We start from the raw sequence: 17,896 nt of genomic DNA, 5'->3' as shown, positions 1-17,896 counted from the left end.
GCACGCCCCACTCAGGTCCGCCACCGCAGCATCTGGTCCTGGACCGGATTGACGAACGGGCGGTCCTCGCGGCGGCTGGCGTTCCACTCGCGCTTGCACTGGTGATACCAGCGGGCCTGCTGGTCAGCGTCGCCGACCCACATCAGCGGTGGATTGGCCTTCAGGCCCGGGGTCTGGACCTCGACGATCTTGCCGTCCTGGCGCAGGAAGGCGCGGGCCGCGACGCGGATGATCGGATAGAGCGCCGTGAAGGCCCAGTGATCGGACCACATGATCTGGTTCATGCGGGTCTTGTGGGCGTTGATCGGGGTCATGGCCGACAGGGCCAGCACCTGCTTTTTGCCCACCGTCACATGCTCCCAGCGCAGGCCGGGCAGGCGGAAGGTGATCTCGGTCAGGGGCTCGCCGCCGAGAATGGCATAGGCCTTGGAGTTCTTGGACGGCTCGTGCCGCACCATGGTGAAACCGGCCTGCGACGGGGCGAAGCGCTTGTTCTTTTCGTGCTGGCTGGCGGTGGTGCGCCACCACCACTGCTGGTGCACATAGGGGCCGTGGGCCGGATCGATCAGGCCCAGCACCGCGTGGTCGATATGGATGTCATAGTCCAGATGGTCGATCAGCTTGGGCTTGCCGCCCACAATGCCGGGGATGACCGGCGGGGCCTCGGGCGGCTCGCCGTTGAAGCGGGCGTCCGACGACATCCAGATCCAGACCAGACCCTGCTGTTCGACGATCGGATAGCGCCGCACCCGCACCTTGCTGATGTCGAAATCGCTATCGGCGGTGAGCGAAGGGATGGCCGTGCAGGCCCCGTCCGAGCCGAAACGCCAGCCGTGATAGGGGCACTCGACGCTGTCGGTGCCGTCCTTCTCGTGAAACACCCGGCCGGCCGACAGGGCGGCGGCGCGGTGGGGGCAGATGTCGCGGATGGCATAGGCCTGGCCGGCGCGCGTGCGGCCGATCAGCACCGGCTCGCCCAGATATTCGCGGGCCTGCTTCTTGCCGGGCTTCAGGTCGGGCGACAGGCAGGCGACGTACCAGGCGTCCCAGACAAAGCCTTCGCCAAACTTGCTGGCAGGGGCAGGCTGGGCGGCGGTGCTCTGGGCGGCGGCGGCGTCATCGGCGGGCATGGAGCCCTTATAGCCTGTTTCGTGGAACTTTCACGACGCCGCTGCGCGGTCAGCGCCGGCCCAGCCGGCCGGCGATGAAAGCATCGACGGCGGCAGTGTAGGGGCCGTCCAGTCCAAGCGTCTGGTTGATCTCGCCATGGCTGAGGGCCTGGGGCAGGACCGGCATCGGCCGGCCGGCGGCCCTGGCCTTGGCCTGGAAGGCCTCGGCGGCGGCGCAGGGCTTGTCCGGACGCTGGCTGGAGCAGACCAGCATCATCGGCACGGCGGCCGGGCTCCACTGGTCCATCGGCGAGACGGCGGCCCAGGCGGCCGGATCGCTGCCGAAGGCCTCGTCATAAAAGCGGGGGTGGGATTTGCCCATGACGTCAGAGACCTTGAGGACCGCCGAGTCCAGCACCACGGTTCCGGCCCAGGGGCGGCCGACCTGTTCGGGGCGAGCCGACAGCAGGGCGACCAGATGGGCCCCGGCCGAATGGCCCATCAGGATGAGCTTCTGCTCCGAACCGCCCCAGTCCTCGGCATAGGCCTGCACCCATTTCACGGCCTCGGCCACGTCCCTGGCCTGCTCGTCGGCCATCGCCTCGGGCAGCAGGCGGTAATTGACGCTGACGACGATGAAGCCCTTGGGCAGCCAGTGTTTCAGCTTGTTCTCGATCACCCCGGCATTGGCCTTGTCGCCGAGCTTCCAGGCCCCGCCGTGCACCATGACCAGGATGGGAGCGTTCTTCGCGTTCGGCGGCAGGTAGATGTCGATCTGCTGCTTGTCGTCGGTGCCGTAGCTCTGGGTCAGTTTGCGGGCCCCGGGCGCGATGACCTGCAGATCAACGGGGCGTTCCTCGCCGGCGCGCTTTTCCTGTAGCCGCTGGGCCATGGCCCGCAGCCGGGGGCGGTCCTGCTGCGCCTGGGCGGTGGTTGCGGTCAGGCCGATCAGCCCGCACAGCAGGAGGGTAAGGGCGGGGGTCTTCAGGCGGGTTTGCATGGCAGGTCTCTCGGCGGCTGACGCGACTTTAACGTCGCGGCGCGCGGGTTCCGTCGCTCAGCCGAAGGTGGCCAGCACGCCGCCGCCGGGTGCCAGGATCGCGCCCTTGGGCGTAGCAGGCGCGCCTTTGGTCGGCGTCAGGGTGATCGTCCGGGCCAGGCCCGGCGTCAGGCACAGCCAGTCATCGTCCGGCATGAAGCCTGCAACCGCCAGATAGGCGATGCGCACCACGCGATCGGTGGTCAGGGACAGGGTCCAGGCCCCGTCCTGCGCAGGGGCCAGAGTGGCGACCACGGTGGCGGGTTCAGCCGACGCCGTGATCGACGGGAAGTGGACGGCCTCGATCAGCGCTGCCGCCTCGCCTGGCCGCCGCAGCCGCACCACGGTGGTGTCGTGCGCCAGCGGGCCGAACTGATAGGCATAGGTGATGTCGAAGAAGGCCCCGATCACCTCATAGGCGGAGAGCGTCTGTGTTGAGCGGGCCTGCAGCGACACCGGACGGCGGGCTGAAACCACCGGGGTGGCACCCTCGCGCAGGCAGATCAGCTCCAGCTCCAGGTCCAGCGGCTCGGGGGTTTCATTGACCAGATGGATGGCCAGGCCATCGCCGCCCTCGTCGGTCAGGCCCAGATGCAGCGACCGGAAGGCGCGCTTGAGGGCGTAAAAGGCGGGCTTGGGGCGACCCAGGCTGTCGATCACGCCCCAGCCGGCACCCGCAACGATGTCCTGAAAGGTCCAGACCAGAGCGCCCCGACAGACCGAGCCGGCGCGGCGCCATTCGGCATAGGTTGCCGCCATCACCTGACCGCTGACGGCCCGCGACAGGTCTAGATAAAGGGCCGGATCGCTATCGCGCAGGGCGAGGGGTTCGACCCCGTGCAGCAGGGCCAGATAGTGGTCGCGGACGTCCTCGAAGTCCCAGTCGGCACCCAGGTCGCGGGGCGTACGGGCCTTCCAGTCCGGATCGCCGGGCAGGATCTCGGGAAGAGCCTCGTACAGCGTCGCCGCGCCAGGGATGTTGGCGAAGGCCAGGCACTCGCTGGCGAACTTCACGCCGGCGCGCCGGGCGTCCTCCATCGGGCGCATATAGGCTCCGACGCCGAAATAGTGGGCCACGCCGGTGCCGGGTGAGAAGGGCAGGGGGCCGCCGCAGGGCGAGTTCTGGACATAGACCGCATCGGGCCGTCGCCGCGCAACGGCGGCGGGCAGGATCTCGTCATAGAGCGGGCTGGCGGTCTGGACGGGTTTGAGGCCCATCATCGTCGCCTGCTGGTGCACCTCGCTGCCGCCGCACAGAACGGCCAGCGACGGCGCCAACTGCATGGTGTTCAGAAAATCGTCCGCTTCCCGCGCGACCTGCTCGGCAAAGGCCGGATCGGCGACGGGATAGTCGAAATTGGCGAACATGAAGTCCTGCCAGACCAGGATGCCCAACTCGTCGCACAGTTCGAAAAAGGCCGGGCTCTCATAGGCCCCGGTGCCGCTCATCCGCAGCATGTTCATCCCGGCCTCGCGGGCCAGCTCAAGCCACGGGGCGTAGGCCTCACGCGTGCCGGCCAGGCCCAGAATGTCGGACGTGGTCCAGACCGCGCCGCGACAGAAGACGCTGTGGCCGTTGATCTTCAGGCCAAAGCCGGTTCCATCCGGCCCGTCGACGCGCTCGATATGGCGAAAGCCGGTGCGGCCCAGGTCTAGGGTCGCTTGCCCGACGTGGACGGTGACGGCATGCAGGACCGGCTGGCCGTGGGTATGCGGCCACCAGGGCGCAATGCCGGGCAGGTCGAGCAGGCCGGTGAACGCGCCGTTGGCGTCAGGAGTCAGGGCGATCGACTGCCCGGCGCAGAAAAGCACCGGCGGGCCCTCAGCGCCGGCAATCACCAGCCGTGCCGACAGCCGGCCGGTATCGCCGTCCAGGGTCGCGCGAAGGTCGGCCTCGACGACGGCCAATGGTCCGGGCGTGATGCAGAGGATCGGCCGCCAGGGCCCGACCGCATCGACAGCGGGCGTCCAGCCCGGCATCTGGCCCAGCAGGGTGGTGCGGATGCCGCGCAGCCCCTGGCGCGGGATCATCCGGGGCCGCCAGCGGGCGCGGGGCAGCTTGCGCTCCAGCCGCTCGGTCAGCGCCCGGAAGCAGAGCCACAGCGCATGCCGGCCCGTCAGGTCGACGGGAACCGAATGGGCCTGAAACATCGAGTCCGAGGTCAGGATCAGGCGGCCGTCCAGCCAGACTTCGCAAAGGGTGGCCAGGCCCTGGAATTCCAGAACGCGCGGACCGGTCCCGCTCAGCTCCAGTCGCCACCAGGCGTCCTGATCGTGCAGCGGGGTGGGCGTGTCGAGGTCAAATTGCCCGGCCTCGTGCAGGGCGGCGGCAACCGTGCCTGGCACGGCGGCGGGGATCCAGGCGGTCAGGGCGGCGGCGTCGTCTGGCGTCGCGCAGGCTCCGGCCGGCGACAGGGCCAGGTGCCAGCCGTCGGTCAGGCTGACCTGCGCTTGCCCGCTGACGGACAGGACGCGGGCCATGGTCAGGACCGCCGGGTCAGCTGGTCAAACAGCGCGTCATAGGCCTCGACCGCTGGAGCGATGGCCGCCGGCAGGGCGTCGAAACGCTTGCGGGCGCAGGCCCTGGCCAGCTGGAACTGGGCGGCCTTGGCCACTTCGGCGATCCGCAGGGCATGGGGCGTGGCGTCATCGGCCGGGTCCAGCCAGGTCAGGTGGTCGGCCAGCAGCTCGAAATTGGCGCCCAGCTGGCGAAGGGTGTTGAAGGCGTATTTGTGGAAGAAGGCCGGCTCGCGCGCCGCCACACCTTGCGCCTGTTCCGCCAGCACCGTCTGGAAGGCCGTGACGGGGTTGGCGGCCGGCCTCTGGGCCAGGCGGCGGGTCAGGATGGCGCGAGCGATCTCACGACCATCCGTAATCGGAGGATCACCGAACTTGACGAACTCGGCATAGGGCAGGAACGGCGTGGTGTCGTGGGCGTAGCCGGTGAACAGGCCGTCGAAATCCTCGCCTTCCAGGCCGAAATAACCGCCGTTATGGAAGTATTCCAGCCGCCGGGCGGCCACATCCAGGCGGTTGACGCCGATCGTCGTCTTGCCGTGCTCCAGCTGGTAGGACACCGCGCGGGTGTCGGGCAGGAAGAAGCTGTCGACCTCGATCAGGCACAGGCGACCCCGGGCCAACTGGGTCGCGGCATGGCCGGTGATGGAGTCATAGACCGCCAGTTCCTGCACGGAGACGCCGTACAGGGCTTCAAGATCCTCGACCGGAGTCTTGAAGAAGGTGAAGTGGTCGCCTTCGAAATCCTGGGTGACGGTAAAGCCGAACATGGCTTCCGGTGCGGCGCCCATGGCCGCCACCACCTCGATCCACAGATCCACAAAGCAGTTGGTCTCGGGCCACATCCGGTCCTGCCCATGCAGCCGGTGGCGGACATGGGTTTCCGGCGTCAGGTCGGGAAAGCAGGCAGCGGCGCTCACCCCCACAGGGCCTCGCGCACGCCGGCCGGCCAGGTCTTCACGTCCAGGCCGTGATGCTTGAACAGGGCCAGGGCAATGCGCTCCAGGCCAAAGCCGACGCAGGCCGTGTGGGCCACTTCGCCGTCATGGGTGGCGATGTCCCAGGTCTGGCCGAAATGGTCCTGGTGGTAGTTGAAGCTGACACAGGCGGTGGGGTGTTCGAGGCTGGTGATCGGAACCAGCAGTTCGAACTTCAGCTGCTGCTCGCGCTGGGCCATGGCCATCAGCTTGCCGCCGCGCCCAAAGAACGGGTCGCTGGCGATCTCCAGCTGATAGGGCAGGGCGACGCGGTTGATCAGTTGCTGGCCGCGCTGCAGCCAGAGCTGGCGGAATTCCAGCACCTGGTCGGGGCTGCCGATCCGCACATATTCGCGCTGGCGAAACAGCTGCATCCGGGCCGGATCCCCGGAGGGCTCGTGCCGGAAGCAATAGGACTGCAGGTCATAGAGGCCGCCGTCGGCCGGCAGCGTCCCCCGTGCCGCGACCGCCGGATACAGCGGATAGCATGTGGCCGGGGTCAGCACGACCTCGGTGCCGGTCAGGCCTCCGGTCCAGTCCTGGCCGCCCTCGATGGCCTGCAGCAGGTCGTTGTGGGCATGGCTGTCGCCGCAGAAGCTGTGCACGGCACCGGCCAGTTGCGGGAAGCTCTTCATGTAGCCGCTGCGCGCGAAGTGGGCGCGGTTCATGCCGGGCGGAAAGCGCATGACCTCGGCCTGACCTTCGCCGGCCGCCGTCACCATCGCCTCAAAGCGGGTGATCACGTCCTCGAACATGCCGCTGCGGCCATAGACGCCGGGCACACCGGTATCGATCAGCAGGCCCGCGCCCAGCAGGGCGTCGAGATAGGCGGCCTTGGCGTCGGTGGAGGCGTCCGATTGGGCGTCCATGATAAATCCCCAGTTAGCGGATCAGGCGGCGGCGCTGGTCAGCTCGACCACCGCGCTCTGGATCGCGCCCAGGCTGGAGAAGGTGCGCGGGCTGAGCATGGTTTCGGGGAATTCGATGTCGAAGGTTTCTTCCAGGGCCAGCATCAGTTGCACCGAGGCGAACGAGCTCATGCCGGCGCGATACAGGTCGGCGTCTTCGGTCAGGGTGGTCACGTCCACGGCCAGGCCGCCATGGTCCGCCACCAGGGCGCGCAGTTTCTCGATCATCTTCAGCCTTCGACAGTCAGCGACAAGGTGGTCCTTAGTGTCCTTTATAGATGTAAAATAGTGCTGTTCGTTGATGGTAAGCCAAGTCTTAACCGAAATCGCGGCCAGCGACCGGTTTCGCCGAGGGTGGCCCAAGGCTTGCACCGGCCCCCTCGAATGTCAGGGTATGCTGGCCTGAACTGATGCGTAACGGGACTCTAGTCGGGCGCGTAAGCGGCTGCACTGAGGCGCACGATGCGGTAAGGGAAGCTTGGCTAGTCTGGCTCGTAACAGACAGGGGAAGTTAGACATGCAGGCTCCGGCCCTGAAGACGCTCGCTCAAGGCTGCAGCGCCGACTGGACGCCCCTGTCGCCGGAGGTTCTGGCCGTGGCCCGGGAGGCCTCGGCCGCCGTCGACAGCGAGGGCCGCTTCCCGGTCGAGGCCTTTGCGGCCCTGCGCACCCACGGCGCCCTGGGGGTGCTGGCCGATCCCGACGAGACCTCCCTGGCCCGCGTCGCCGCCGATTGCTACGCCCTGGCCGGCGCCTGCGGCAGTGCCGGCATGGTGCTGGCCATGCATCATATCCAGGTCGCCTGCCTGGCGCGTCACGCCGCCGGCCAGCCCTGGCATGACGCCTTTCTCCAGCGTGTCATCGACCAGCAACTTTTGCTGGCCTCCTCGACCTCCGAGGTCGGGATCGGCGGCAATCTGCGCACCAGCCATTGCGCCGTGGTCTCGGATGGTGATCGCTTCAGCGTCGTCAAGCAGGCCAGCGCCATCTCCTACGCCGCCAATGCCGACGTGATCCTGGTCACCGCCCGCGCCCATCCCGACGCCTCGGCCGGTGATCAGGTGCTGGCCGTTCTGGAGGGTGAAGACTTTACGCTGGATCCCGGCGAGGCCTGGGACTCGATGGGCATGCGCGGCACCGGCAGCGGTGCCTTCGTGCTGACCGGCGCCGGCCACACTGACCAGATTGCTCCGGTTCCGTTCGGCGAGATCGCCGGCACCACCATGGCACCCGTCTCGCACATCCTGTGGGGCGCGGTCTGGACCGGCATCGCCGCCGACGCCGTGGCCCGGGCTCGCGCCGCCGTGCGCGGCCGCCGCAAGGTCGGCTCGACCGAACTGCCGGCCGGGGCCCTGCGTCTGGCCGAGGCGGTGGAAAAGCTGCAGATGGCCGAGGCCCGCGTTCGCGCCGCCATAGCCGCCTTTGACTGGAAGACGGTCAGGGCTCCCGACTTTGCCGAGGTGGCGGCGGACAACAATCTCAAGACCAGCGTCGGCGAAGCCTGCCTGGAGGTCGCCCAGATCGCCCTGTCGATCTGCGGCTTCGCCGGCTATGCGCGCCAGGGCCCGTTCAGCGTGGCCCGCCATGTGCGCGACCTGCACTCGGCCCCGATCATGATCGCCAATGAGCGCATGCGCGAAGGCGCGGCCCAGTTGCTGCTGGCCCAGAAGCCGCGTCTGGGGCTGTATGATGACCGCCTCGCGAACTGAGCGCCGGTGCGAGGCGAACTCTGCGCCGCCCGCCGTACCGGCCAGCGCGTCTGAGACCTTAGCGATTGCTTTCGACGGCCACGCGGGCTGGCTGCACACACCTGGTCCCCTGAACGCCCTCGATGTCGGGGTCGTCCTGTGCGCGCCCCTGGGGCGAGACGCGCGCTGCGCCCACCTGCCGATGCGCCTGCTGGCGCAAGACCTGGCCGCCGCCGGGGTCGCCACCCTGCGCTTTGACCATCTGGGAACCGGCGACGCGCTGGACCTTGACGACGAGACCGCCGACGCCCTCCCGGTCTGGCTGGCCGGGGTGCGTGCCGCCGTGGCCACCCTGCGCGACCAGACCGGCGTGCAGCGCGTGGTGCTGGGCGGTGTGCGCTTTGGCGCCACCCTGGCCGCACTGTCTGTCGAGATCGCCGACGGCCTGATCCTGCTGGCGCCGGTGGCGCGCGGCGGTCCTTGGCTGCGCGAGCTGAAACTGGCCACAGCGGTGCTCGCCCCCACCACGGTGGGCGCGGGTGCCTGCGGCCTCGACGCCGACGGTCTGGTGCTGTCGGCGGCCACCGCCTCGGCCGTCGGCGCTATCGATCTGCGCAGCCTTGATGCGGGCCAGCGGCCGGTCTTTGTCGCGGCGCAGAACCCGGCGACCATCAAGCTGGGCGAGGCGCTTGCGGATAGCGGTGGGCCGGTGACCGTCGCGCCGTTCTGCGGCTTTGCGGCGCTGTTCGACGACTCCCACAGTAATCTGGCCCCCCGCGACCTGTTCGATCAGGTCATTGCCTGGGCGGTCGAGCAGTTTCCTGAGCCGGCCTTGCTGCGCCCGTCTCGGGTGGCGAGCGAGGCCCTGCTGCATCCACCCGGCGCGGTGGAGCGGGCGGTGACCTTCGGGGCGGGTCTGCGCGGCGTGCTGTGCCTGCCGCAGGGCGGCGCGGGGGACGGCAAGGCTGTGGTGCTTTGCAATACCGGCGGCGATCCTCGCGCCGGCATCGGCGGCTTTTCCACCGCCACGGCGCGGGCCCTGGCGCGTGAGGGTGTGATGTCGCTGCGCTTCGACTTTGCGGGACTGGGCGACAGTCCGGCCGCCGAGGGGGCGGTGCGCAGCCATGTCTATGAAACCCCGCGCGCTGCCGATTTCGACGCCGCCGTGGCGCTGCTGCAGGGACTGGGCGCGCAGAAGGTGATCGTCGGCGGCGTCTGCGCGGGCGGGTATCACGCCCTGCATGCGGCGCTGGACGATCCGCGCATTGCCGGCGTCTTTGCGATCAACACCGTGATCCTGGCCTGGCGGGCGGGGACGTCACTCGCCGTCGGCGATCGTGACGAAGGCCGCTCGACCCAGGCCTATATGCAGCGCCTGGGCCAGATCTCGACCTGGACCCGCCTGCTGAAGGGCGGCGTGGATGTGCCTGCCATCATCCGTACTCTAAATATCCGACTGAGGGCCCGTCTCGCGGCGCGCTCGGCGGCGACGCCCGAGGCAGCGGTCAAGGCGCGGATCGAACAGCTTTCGGCGCGCGGCGGCGTGGTGCGCCTGATCGTCGGCGCGGAAGATCCCTCGCTGGACATGGTGGTCTCGCACTTCGGCGTCGCGGGACAGCGCTTTACCCGTCTGCCGGGCCTGTCGCTGCAGATCGTACCGGGGCTGGACCACGGACTGGCGCTGAAGGCGAGCCGCGAGAAGGCCGGCCGCGAGGTCGTGGCGTTCCTGAAGGGGCTTTGATCCCTACCGCCGCGTCCGCCGCCGCAGCGGCGCGCCCGCAAAGGCGTCGGTGATCGCCTGGGCCACGATCTTGGGCCGCAGGTCGGCGTCGAAAGGCAAGGGGCGCACGCCCTGGCCGTCGGGGCGAGGGAACATGCCGGCCTTGGAGGTATAGCGGTCGCTGAGGCCCCAGGTCGTCACCCGGGTCACGGCCGGCTCGTCCAGCACGGTGTCCAGGAAGGTGCGATAGATCTCGGCGACCACACCGTCGCGCCGTTCGATGGAGCCGGTGATCTTGCGGTCGTCGACATCCAGTTCGGTGATGTGGATCTCCAGCCCCAGAGCCGCGACCTCGGCCAGGAAGCGGCGCAGGCCGGCTCCAAAGGCGCGGGGGCGACCGCCGATCAGGTGGCCTTGCAGGGCCAGGGCGTGAATCGGCACGCGGGCGGCCTTCAGGCTGCGCAGTAGCGCCAGCATCGTGCCGCGCTTTTCGACCATCCAGCTTTCGTCGTCATATTCCAGGCCATAGTCCGACAGCACCAGGGTGGCGGCCGGATCGGCGGCGTGGGCGGCATGGAAGGCCAGCGGGATATAGTCAGGACCCAGGGCCTTGAACCACGGCGAGATCCGCAGGCCGTCGGGACGCTTGTCGTTGCGCTCGACTGCTTCATTGACCACGTCCCAGGCCTGGATATGGCCGGCATAGCGGCCGACGACGCGGGCGATGTGATCGGTCAGCAGGGCCCGGGCGCTGCGCGGCGTCAGCTCGGCTTCGACCCAGCTGGGCAGGGCTTCGTGCCAGACCAGGCAGTGGCCGTGAACCTGGGCCCCCTGGTCGTGGGCGATGGCCATGAAGCGGTCGGCGCGGGTGAAGTCGAAGCCCTCGCGCGTCGGACGCAGGGCGTTCCACTTCATGACGTTTTCGGGTGTGAGTGACGCGACCTGGCGGCGAAGCAGGGTCTCGAAGCCAAAGTCGCTGTCCACCGCTTCGGGCTCGACGGCGGCACCGAAGATCACGCCCTTTTCAGCGGCCAAGACCCGTAGAGAAGGGGCGCGCACGGCGGGCGTCGCTGCAAAGGCCGGGGCCGAGGCCAGAGACAGGCCGGCGGCCAGGGCGGCGCGGCGGGATAGTCCGGGCCGCGTCATGGGCGCCTCAGAGTCTGGAATAGATCAGGCGGGGAATATAGAAGCCCCGCTTGTTGAGGATAGCCCCGATCACTTCGCCGCCGGCTGAATCGATGCGCTCGATCAGGTTGCGGGCGACGGCAGCGCGGGTGGCTTCGGCCTCGACCACGATCAGGGTCATGTCGACCATCGGGGCCACGATCAGTCCAGCGGCCGAACGGGCCATGGCCGGCGTATCGACCAGCACGATATCGTAGTCGCGCCTGGCCTGGGCGATCATCTTTTCCAGCTGGGTCTCGGCCGCGCCCATGTCGCGTGCGCCGATCGGCAGGGTGACATGCAGGGAGCCGCCATTGACGCTGAGCCTGTTGTCGGCGAGGCGATGCAGGGTCGCGCCGCTCTCGGCCAGCACCTGGGCGGCCGATCGGTTTTCCGGCGGCTCGATATCGACCAGCAGCACGCGGCGCGAGCCGTCGCCGGAGGCCAGCAGGGCCAGGTCGAGCATCAGGCTGGAGACGCCCTCTTCGCCATTGGCGGCGACCAGTTGCATCACCCGGCCAGGACCGGGCGCGACGCTGGTGAGCAGGCGAAGCAGGAGTTTGCTGTCTTCATAGGTCAGGTGCGAGGTGCGCGGCCGACCCTTGGCCCCGCGACGGCCGGCGCGCTCGCCGATCGGGATGGCCAGGATGATCGGCACGTCCAGCTTCTGTTCGACGTCGCGCGGGGTGATCATTACGTCCGAGAAGGCGGCCGAGACCAGGATCACGGCCAGGGCGGCGATCACACCCAGGGCCAGTCCGGCGATCAGCAGGATCATCCGGCCGCTCTTGCCCTTGACGGGCGCGTCGGCGGCCTGGACCACACGAACATTGGCCTTGGATTTCGACAGCACGTCGGCCAGCTGGGTGTCTTCCGAGCGCTTGGCGATGTCGGAGAACGAGGTCTCCAGCATGGTGCGCTTGCGGATCAGCTCGCGATATTCGGGGCCGATGCGGACCAGTTCGGCCAGGCGCGTCGTCGCAGCTTTGAGGTCGCGGGCGGCGGTGGCGCGGGCCATACGCAGGCCGGCGACGTCGCCTTCCGAACTGGCCAGATCGGTATCGAGTTGCTGGTGGACCGGATTGACGGCGCGGCGCACAGCGGTGACCTGCTGGGCCGGCGCATTGCGGATCTGATCCTGAACATCGGCGATGCGGCGATCCAGGTCGGCGACCACAGGATAGCCATCAACGAAGCGGGAAGCGGCGGCGCGGCGCTGGTTTTGCAGGTCCAGCAGGCTGCGGGTCAGGTCGTCCAGCTGTTGCGAGCGGCCGCGGTCGGTGGAGATGTCCATCTCGGCGGGTGCCGATTTCAGCCGGCGCGACAGAACGGCGGCGCGGCCGCTGCGCGTGGCCAGTTGCTGGTCCAGCGACTGGAGCTGGCTGGTCAGCGACGCCTGCTGGCTCTGCACGGCGGCGAATTCGGAGGGATAGTCACCAAAGCCGTGTTGTAGCGAGAACTGCGACAGCTGGTCCTCGATGCCGGCCAGGCGGCTGTTCAACTGGTCGCGCTGGCCGTTGACCGACTGCAGGTCCGATTGCTCGAAGATCGAGCGCCGACGCTCGATATAGAGGGCGACCAGCTTGTTGAGCACGTCGGCCGCGACCTGGGGATCCTTGTTGCGCAGGCTCAACTCGATCACGTTCGACTGGGGAACGTTGTCGATCGTCAGGTCCTTGGTCAGTTGCTCGGCGGCCTTTTCCAGGCCTTGCGGCTCGGCGGCCAGGGCCGGATAGACCCGGGAGAGGCCGACCTCCTTGATCGCCTTGGTGCGCAGGTCCTTGGCGGTCAGGATCTCCATTTCCGCGTGGACGATCTGGGCCCGGTCGAAGCTCAGCCCGGCCGCGCCGCTGACGTCGGTGCGGAAGATATAGTCGTCGCCCAGCAGGATCAGCAGCCGCGACTGCGCCACATAGATCGGCTGGGCCAGGAAGATGGCGACCATGGCCAGGATCACGGGGATCAGGAAGGCGAGGATGGCTTCGCGACGATAGTAGAAGGCCGGGGTCAGCACTTCGCGAATGGTCAAGGGTGATCGAATGCGGCCGCCAGGGCTGCTTTGGGTATAGGCACCCTGCTCGATCACGGCAGCATTCATCAGGTGGGGACACTCGATCGATCGTCGACCCCGCCAAATCGTTGGCGGTTAACCATTCGATACGGTCCCAACCTTAATAAAGGCTAACGCTGGAATGCGATCTTGCGGGGCTCGAGCCGGTAACTTGGCTTTAGACCCCGGAATCCTTCGCCTGAAGGCGTTTGCGGTCCCTGTCGTGCTGCCTTTTGACGCGGTGACGGTTAGGGTTAAGAACGAATTTCTAACCCGCGCGGCGCAATCTGATCGCGACGGCGCTCGGGGCGCCAAGGAGGTTGTCGTGTTGTCATGGGCTCGGCCGGCGATGCTCGCCGCAATGATGCTGGTCACGGCCTGCGCCTCGGCGCCGCCGGCGCGTTCGGCGCGCGGCTATGACCGGCCGCCCACCAGTGCGAGGGGCGACTATCCGGGCGTCACCTTCGCCACCTGGACGGCGGAAGACTATCGCTATCGCATCGGCCCCGGCGACGAGCTGGCGGTGCGGTTTCTGCTCAATCCTGACCTGAACACCTCGGTGCGGGTCGGTCCCGACGGGCGTGGCGTGTTCCCGCTGGTCAGCGGCCAGGGCGTGGCGGGCATGACCCCCGAACAGGCCGGAAACGCCCTGACCCGGGCCTATGGCTCGGTGCTGCGCAATCCCCAGGTCGAGACCCTGATCAGCACCTATGGTGCGTCGGAGATCTATGTCAGCGGCGAGGTGCGCGAACCGGGCGTCAAGCCGCTGAAGGGTCAGATCAGCGTCGCCCAGGCCGTCGTGGCGGCCGGTGGCTTCCAGGAGACCGCTCGCACCGGCAAGGTGGTGGTGCTGCGCCAGCGTCCCGGCGATCCACGTCTGCTGATGCGCACGGTGGATGTGCGCGCTGCGATGAGGGGTGGCGACAGCGGAGATTTCCCGATCCTGCCCGGCGATCTGATCTTTGTGCCGCGAAGTGCCATCGCCGAGGTCAATCTGTTCATCCGGCAATATGTCACCGGTGCCTTGCCGTTCAGCTTCAATTACAGCATCAACCGGGGTCGAACCTACTAGAGCAAAGGTCGTCATGATTGAATCATGTCGTTTGCTCTAGATTCTTGTTTTGACGCGTTATTTCGGCGGCGAACCGGTATCCACTTCGCCGAATAACGCTCTAGCGCGGACGCCGTCCGCAGCCATGGCCCAAGGGGACGGATGTCGCGCTATCTGATCTCGGCCCTGGAGCAGGCGATCTGGTCGATCCTGAATTTCGGCGTCAACCTGCTGCTGATCCGCTTCGTGGCACCCGACCAGTACGGCGGCTTCGTGTTCTGGGCCTCGGTCGGGTTTGTGCTGTCGAGCCTGCAGAATGCCCTGACCGTCTGCCATCTGCAGGTGCTCGGGCCGGGTAACGGCACCGATCCCGAACGTATGCCGGTCGAGCGGTTGATGCACGGGATCAACCTGATCTTCCTGGTCGGGGTTGGCCTGATCAGTCTGGTCGGAGCCCTGGCTTACCAGCGCTCGGGCAGTGCCTATGGCGCGGTCGCCGCTGCTCTGTTCGTGCCGGCCTATCTGCTGCAGCAATATGTGCGGGCCCTGGCCTTTTCGCGGGGACGGCCGGGCGTGGCGGCGATCCAGACCAGCCTCGTCTTCGCCCTGGTTGCGAGTCTACTGGGCGGAGTCCTGGCCTTGCAGGACCATCCTCCGGCCAACACGATACTGCTGTGCCTGGGCGTGGCCTATGCGGTGGTCGGCGGCGGCGGACTGGTCTTGGCCATGCGCGGCCAGGGCCGACTGCCGGGTCGGCGCGAGCTTGCGACCTATGGCGGCTACGCCAAGCAGTCGGGCTGGATCTTCCTGGGCGTGTCCAGCACCGAGCTTTTGACGCGCTTCTACATCTTCGTCGTGGCCGGCTGGTACGGACCTGCGGTCCTGGCCTCGCTGGCGGCGACCCAGCAGCTGATGCGGCCCATCCCGCTCCTGGCCTCATCCTGGGGCATGGTGGCGCGGGCCGATCTGGCCCGACGGCGCGACGCGGGCCGCTGGAGCGCCTTTACGCGCACCACCCTGATCGCCCTGGCCGGCGGTGCCATCGTTTCGGTGTTGTGGACGGCGATGATCTACGAGGCCTGGCCCTTGATCACCGAGCATCTGTTCGGCGGCAAATACGCCAATGACGCGTGGATGGTGCTGCTGTGGGGCGTCAGCGCCGCCATCGGGTTCGGTCAGGTCGTGGTCAGTGCGGCCTTGCAGGTTCTGAAGGCCTTCAAGGCCCTGGCCCTGGCCAATACCGCCGCCTCGCTGGTGGCGGCGGGCGGGATCCTGCTGATGATGCGTCAGTACGGCTATGGCGGAGCGATCACCGGGACGGCGGCCGGTCAGGCCCTGGAGCTGGTGGTCATGGGCGCCATCCTGGCGGCAGCAATCGCGGCTCGGAAACGGGCAGCGCCCGCCGCGCCCTGAGCGGTTCCGCCTGTGCCGGCGCGACGCGCAGGTCAACATCAATGCCCAGCAGCAGGATCACCACGCCGAACATGGCGTTGGCGGTGAAGAAGCTGCTTTCCATCCAGTTGTGGACGAAGAACACCAAAGGAAAAACGCCCAGATAGACGCTGTAGGGCAGGGTGGCGCGGCCCTGCGCCGTGCGCGCCATCAGGCCCTGCCGCATCAGGGTCAGGGCTCGCAGGGTCCAGCGGCCCAGCAGGTAAAGGGCGCCCAGCAGGCCGAAGATCCCGGTGGTGACCAGCAGGTCGATATAACCGTTGTGGGACTCGTTGGTGTAGGAGTCGGGCTGGGCGAACCACTCGCCGGTCTGCAGGCTGGGTTGGATCTTGGGGTCGACGTCCCAGAACGACGCGAAGCCCAGGCCCGTCAGAGGGCGCTTGGAGAACTCCTCCAGGGCGAAGGCCCAGACCTCGGTGCGCTGGGTGAAGGTGAGCTTCCGGATCGGACTTAAGGGGTCCATGCCATTGCCGTAGCTCCAGGTCAGCCAGGCGAACAGCGCACCCAGCAATAGAAGGGCACCTGTGGCGATCACCGCGTGCAGGGCGCCGAGGCGCAGGCGCAGCACGGCCAGCAGGAAGGGCGTGACCAGGACGGCCGCCGCCAGGATGGCCATGCTGGTCTTGGACTTGCTGCCGATCAGCAGGGCCACGCAGCCCAGGAACATCGCACCCCAGAACAGGCGCCAGGGCAGGCGCTTCTCGAACAGGATGTAGGGGCTGATCACCAGGCCCGACAACAGCATCACCGAGCCCAGGGTGTTCTTGTGATTGTGGATCGCGGCCAGGCCCAGGACGGTCATGGATGTGGCCGGGGCGACGATCCACGAGACCACGTCGATGATGATGACGATGGCACAGGCGGTCGCCAGGGCCGCGTGCATGCGTCGCGCGTCGCGCAGCCCGACCACCAGCGCCACGCAGATGATCAGGTTAACCACATAGAGAAAGAGGCGGCGGCTTGATGTCGGCTGGTCAATGGCCCAGCGGGTCGTGGCGGCGAACCACAGGAACATCAGCAACAGCGGCCAGAGGCGCTTGAGGGCGTTCAGCACCTCGGCGCGGCGAAACCACAGGATCGGCGCCGACAGGCCCAGCAGGGCCAGCCAGATCATCCGGTTCAGGGGTGAGGCCACGGCCGCCCCGGTCAGGGGATCCAGCTCGACCTCGTGCTTGTAGGGCGACTGGCCGATCATCAGGTACAGCAGCATCAGGATCAGCACGAAGGCTGACCACAGGGCCACCAGATCATCGGACTGCCTGGCCGCCACGCGCCGGTCGGCGTCCTGATTGGCGCGCCAGTCATCCAGGACCCGGCGGCGGGGCGAGGCCAACTCAGGCATCGGCGCTTGCGGACCTCAGGCCCAGACGGATCGCCGCCGCATCACGCAGGCCAAGCCCAAGGCCATAGAAGCCGCGCATATAGCGCCGCCACAGCCGCTTTGGCTCCTTGGCCAGACGGTAGGCCCAGACAAGGCCGGTGTTTTCCAGGATGTCGGGTGCCGGATCGGAATCGCCGGTCAGCACCGACAGCGAACTGCCGATACAAAGGCCCACGCCGCTGGCGCGGCCGTCGGCGATCACCTGGTGGCAGAACAGCTCCGACTGCGGCGGCCCCATGGCCACGAACACAAAGCGGGCGGGGTGGGTCGCCACGAACTCGACCGCTTCGGCCACGGCGGCCGGGTCGCGAATGAAGCCCATCGGCGGGTTGTGGTGGGCGACATTGGTCAGGCCGTACTGGGCCTTCAGCCGGGCGATCAGCTCGGGCATGCCGCCGATCACGCTGATGGCGGTGTCGGGCCTGATCACCTGGTCGAACAGGTCGCGGACGACATAGGCGCCTGGCGCGAACTCCAGATCCAGCCCCGCCAGGGCAGCGGCGCGGCCGATGACCCGGCTGTCATTGGTGCTGATCCAGCAGGCGTCGCTGCAGGCGCGGAAGGTCTCGTCGTGGCGACGCAGCCAGGCATGTTCGGCATTGGGGGTCACGAAGGTCACGAAGGGCGCGTCGGCCGGGCGGTCAGCCAGGGCGGCGACAGTCTGATCCACCGACAAGGGCGTGAATCTCAGGCCGGCGAACAGCACCTGGGCGAAGCTGGATCGTGGCGCGGGTGTCGACGAAGGCGGCATTCGGCATACCTGGCGCGAGAGAGGCGGTTTATGGTGACGCTGGAACGCGTCTTGCACAGCTATGGCTTAGCATCCGTTTACGTCCGGTTC

Annotated in this window: 14 protein-coding genes; 4 read left to right on the top strand and 10 right to left on the bottom strand. The window is 67.9% G+C overall.

Annotated features, from left to right (window positions below; translation table 11 throughout):
* Positions 1-11: 11 nt before the first annotated feature.
* Genes ACW179_RS01525 through ACW179_RS01500 form a run of 6 tightly spaced genes read right to left on the bottom strand, consistent with a single transcriptional unit; the run spans position 12 to position 6,778 of the window.
* Entirely contained in the window at positions 12-1,130 is a 1,119-nt protein-coding gene (locus tag ACW179_RS01525) for a Rieske 2Fe-2S domain-containing protein (protein ID WP_492062258.1), read from the bottom strand.
* A gap of 49 nt (positions 1,131-1,179) precedes the next feature.
* Positions 1,180-2,109, bottom strand: a complete 930-nt coding sequence (locus ACW179_RS01520) for an alpha/beta hydrolase fold domain-containing protein (protein ID WP_492062256.1) — start codon at positions 2,107-2,109, stop codon at positions 1,180-1,182.
* Between the two features lie 57 nt (positions 2,110-2,166).
* Positions 2,167-4,629, bottom strand: a complete 2,463-nt coding sequence (locus tag ACW179_RS01515) for a glycoside hydrolase family 2 protein (RefSeq protein ID WP_492062254.1) — start codon at positions 4,627-4,629, stop codon at positions 2,167-2,169.
* Between the two features lie 2 nt (positions 4,630-4,631).
* Entirely contained in the window at positions 4,632-5,585 is a 954-nt protein-coding gene (locus ACW179_RS01510) for a DUF1839 family protein (protein ID WP_492062253.1), read from the bottom strand.
* Positions 5,582-6,511: an amino acid--[acyl-carrier-protein] ligase gene (locus tag ACW179_RS01505; protein WP_492062251.1), complete on the bottom strand. Its 930-nt coding sequence runs from the start codon at positions 6,509-6,511 to the stop codon at positions 5,582-5,584. The genes ACW179_RS01510 and ACW179_RS01505 overlap by 4 nt, the downstream gene beginning before the upstream one ends.
* Before the next feature lie 21 nt (positions 6,512-6,532).
* Positions 6,533-6,778 carry an acyl carrier protein gene (locus ACW179_RS01500; RefSeq protein ID WP_492062249.1) on the bottom strand — a complete coding sequence of 82 codons (246 nt, stop codon included), beginning with the start codon at positions 6,776-6,778 and terminating at the stop codon, positions 6,533-6,535.
* 289 nt (positions 6,779-7,067) lie between these two features.
* Between ACW179_RS01500 and ACW179_RS01495 the strand changes: the two genes are divergently transcribed.
* A complete protein-coding gene (locus tag ACW179_RS01495; RefSeq protein WP_492062247.1) occupies positions 7,068-8,258 on the top strand; it encodes an acyl-CoA dehydrogenase family protein in 1,191 nt (396 codons plus the stop codon).
* The gene (locus tag ACW179_RS01490) at positions 8,239-9,978 is read left to right on the top strand and encodes an alpha/beta hydrolase (RefSeq protein ID WP_492062245.1); all 1,740 of its coding nucleotides are present in this window, start codon (positions 8,239-8,241) and stop codon (positions 9,976-9,978) included. The genes ACW179_RS01495 and ACW179_RS01490 overlap by 20 nt, the downstream gene beginning before the upstream one ends.
* 3 nt (positions 9,979-9,981) lie before the next feature.
* Here ACW179_RS01490 and ACW179_RS01485 read toward each other — a convergent pair whose 3' ends face one another.
* Both ACW179_RS01485 and ACW179_RS01480 read right to left on the bottom strand, forming a co-directional pair.
* Entirely contained in the window at positions 9,982-11,103 is a 1,122-nt protein-coding gene (locus ACW179_RS01485; protein WP_492062243.1) for an endo-1,4-beta-xylanase, read from the bottom strand.
* Positions 11,104-11,110: 7 nt separating this feature from the next.
* Positions 11,111-13,219 carry a GumC family protein gene (locus tag ACW179_RS01480; RefSeq protein WP_492062242.1) on the bottom strand — a complete coding sequence of 703 codons (2,109 nt, stop codon included), beginning with the start codon at positions 13,217-13,219 and terminating at the stop codon, positions 11,111-11,113.
* 277 nt (positions 13,220-13,496) lie between these two features.
* Between ACW179_RS01480 and ACW179_RS01475 the strand changes: the two genes are divergently transcribed.
* Both ACW179_RS01475 and ACW179_RS01470 read left to right on the top strand, forming a co-directional pair.
* Positions 13,497-14,243, top strand: a complete 747-nt coding sequence (locus ACW179_RS01475; RefSeq protein ID WP_492062240.1) for a polysaccharide biosynthesis/export family protein — start codon at positions 13,497-13,499, stop codon at positions 14,241-14,243.
* Positions 14,244-14,384: 141 nt separating this feature from the next.
* The gene (locus ACW179_RS01470) at positions 14,385-15,635 is read left to right on the top strand and encodes a lipopolysaccharide biosynthesis protein (protein WP_492062238.1); all 1,251 of its coding nucleotides are present in this window, start codon (positions 14,385-14,387) and stop codon (positions 15,633-15,635) included.
* On the opposite strand, the gene ACW179_RS01465 is transcribed toward ACW179_RS01470, so the two are convergent.
* Entirely contained in the window at positions 15,571-17,016 is a 1,446-nt protein-coding gene (locus ACW179_RS01465; protein WP_492062236.1) for an O-antigen ligase family protein, read from the bottom strand. The genes ACW179_RS01470 and ACW179_RS01465 overlap by 65 nt on opposite strands.
* Positions 17,009-17,806, bottom strand: a complete 798-nt coding sequence (locus ACW179_RS01460; RefSeq protein WP_492062234.1) for a WecB/TagA/CpsF family glycosyltransferase — start codon at positions 17,804-17,806, stop codon at positions 17,009-17,011. Before ACW179_RS01460 ends, ACW179_RS01465 begins: the two co-directional genes overlap by 8 nt.
* Positions 17,807-17,896 lie beyond the last annotated feature (90 nt).

This window comes from Caulobacter sp. AVps18, from assembly GCF_058681425.1.
The sequence above is the reverse complement of the archived record's forward strand: the minus strand, read 5'-3'. Positions and strand labels throughout refer to the sequence as shown.

What these genes read in the sequence shown, in the direction of transcription:
- ACW179_RS01525 (WP_492062258.1), bottom strand. Translation starts at nt 1,130, where the DNA reads ATGCCCGCCGATGACGCCGCCGCCGCCCAGAGCACCGCCGCCCAGCCT.
- ACW179_RS01490 (WP_492062245.1), top strand. Translation starts at nt 8,239, where the DNA reads ATGACCGCCTCGCGAACTGAGCGCCGGTGCGAGGCGAACTCTGCGCCG.
- ACW179_RS01480 (WP_492062242.1), bottom strand. Translation starts at nt 13,219, where the DNA reads ATGAATGCTGCCGTGATCGAGCAGGGTGCCTATACCCAAAGCAGCCCT.
- ACW179_RS01485 (WP_492062243.1), bottom strand. Translation starts at nt 11,103, where the DNA reads ATGACGCGGCCCGGACTATCCCGCCGCGCCGCCCTGGCCGCCGGCCTG.
- ACW179_RS01465 (WP_492062236.1), bottom strand. Translation starts at nt 17,016, where the DNA reads ATGCCTGAGTTGGCCTCGCCCCGCCGCCGGGTCCTGGATGACTGGCGC.
- ACW179_RS01520 (WP_492062256.1), bottom strand. Translation starts at nt 2,109, where the DNA reads ATGCAAACCCGCCTGAAGACCCCCGCCCTTACCCTCCTGCTGTGCGGG.
- ACW179_RS01515 (WP_492062254.1), bottom strand. Translation starts at nt 4,629, where the DNA reads ATGGCCCGCGTCCTGTCCGTCAGCGGGCAAGCGCAGGTCAGCCTGACC.
- ACW179_RS01500 (WP_492062249.1), bottom strand. Translation starts at nt 6,778, where the DNA reads ATGATCGAGAAACTGCGCGCCCTGGTGGCGGACCATGGCGGCCTGGCC.
- ACW179_RS01470 (WP_492062238.1), top strand. Translation starts at nt 14,385, where the DNA reads ATGTCGCGCTATCTGATCTCGGCCCTGGAGCAGGCGATCTGGTCGATC.
- ACW179_RS01505 (WP_492062251.1), bottom strand. Translation starts at nt 6,511, where the DNA reads ATGGACGCCCAATCGGACGCCTCCACCGACGCCAAGGCCGCCTATCTC.
- ACW179_RS01495 (WP_492062247.1), top strand. Translation starts at nt 7,068, where the DNA reads ATGCAGGCTCCGGCCCTGAAGACGCTCGCTCAAGGCTGCAGCGCCGAC.
- ACW179_RS01460 (WP_492062234.1), bottom strand. Translation starts at nt 17,806, where the DNA reads ATGCCGCCTTCGTCGACACCCGCGCCACGATCCAGCTTCGCCCAGGTG.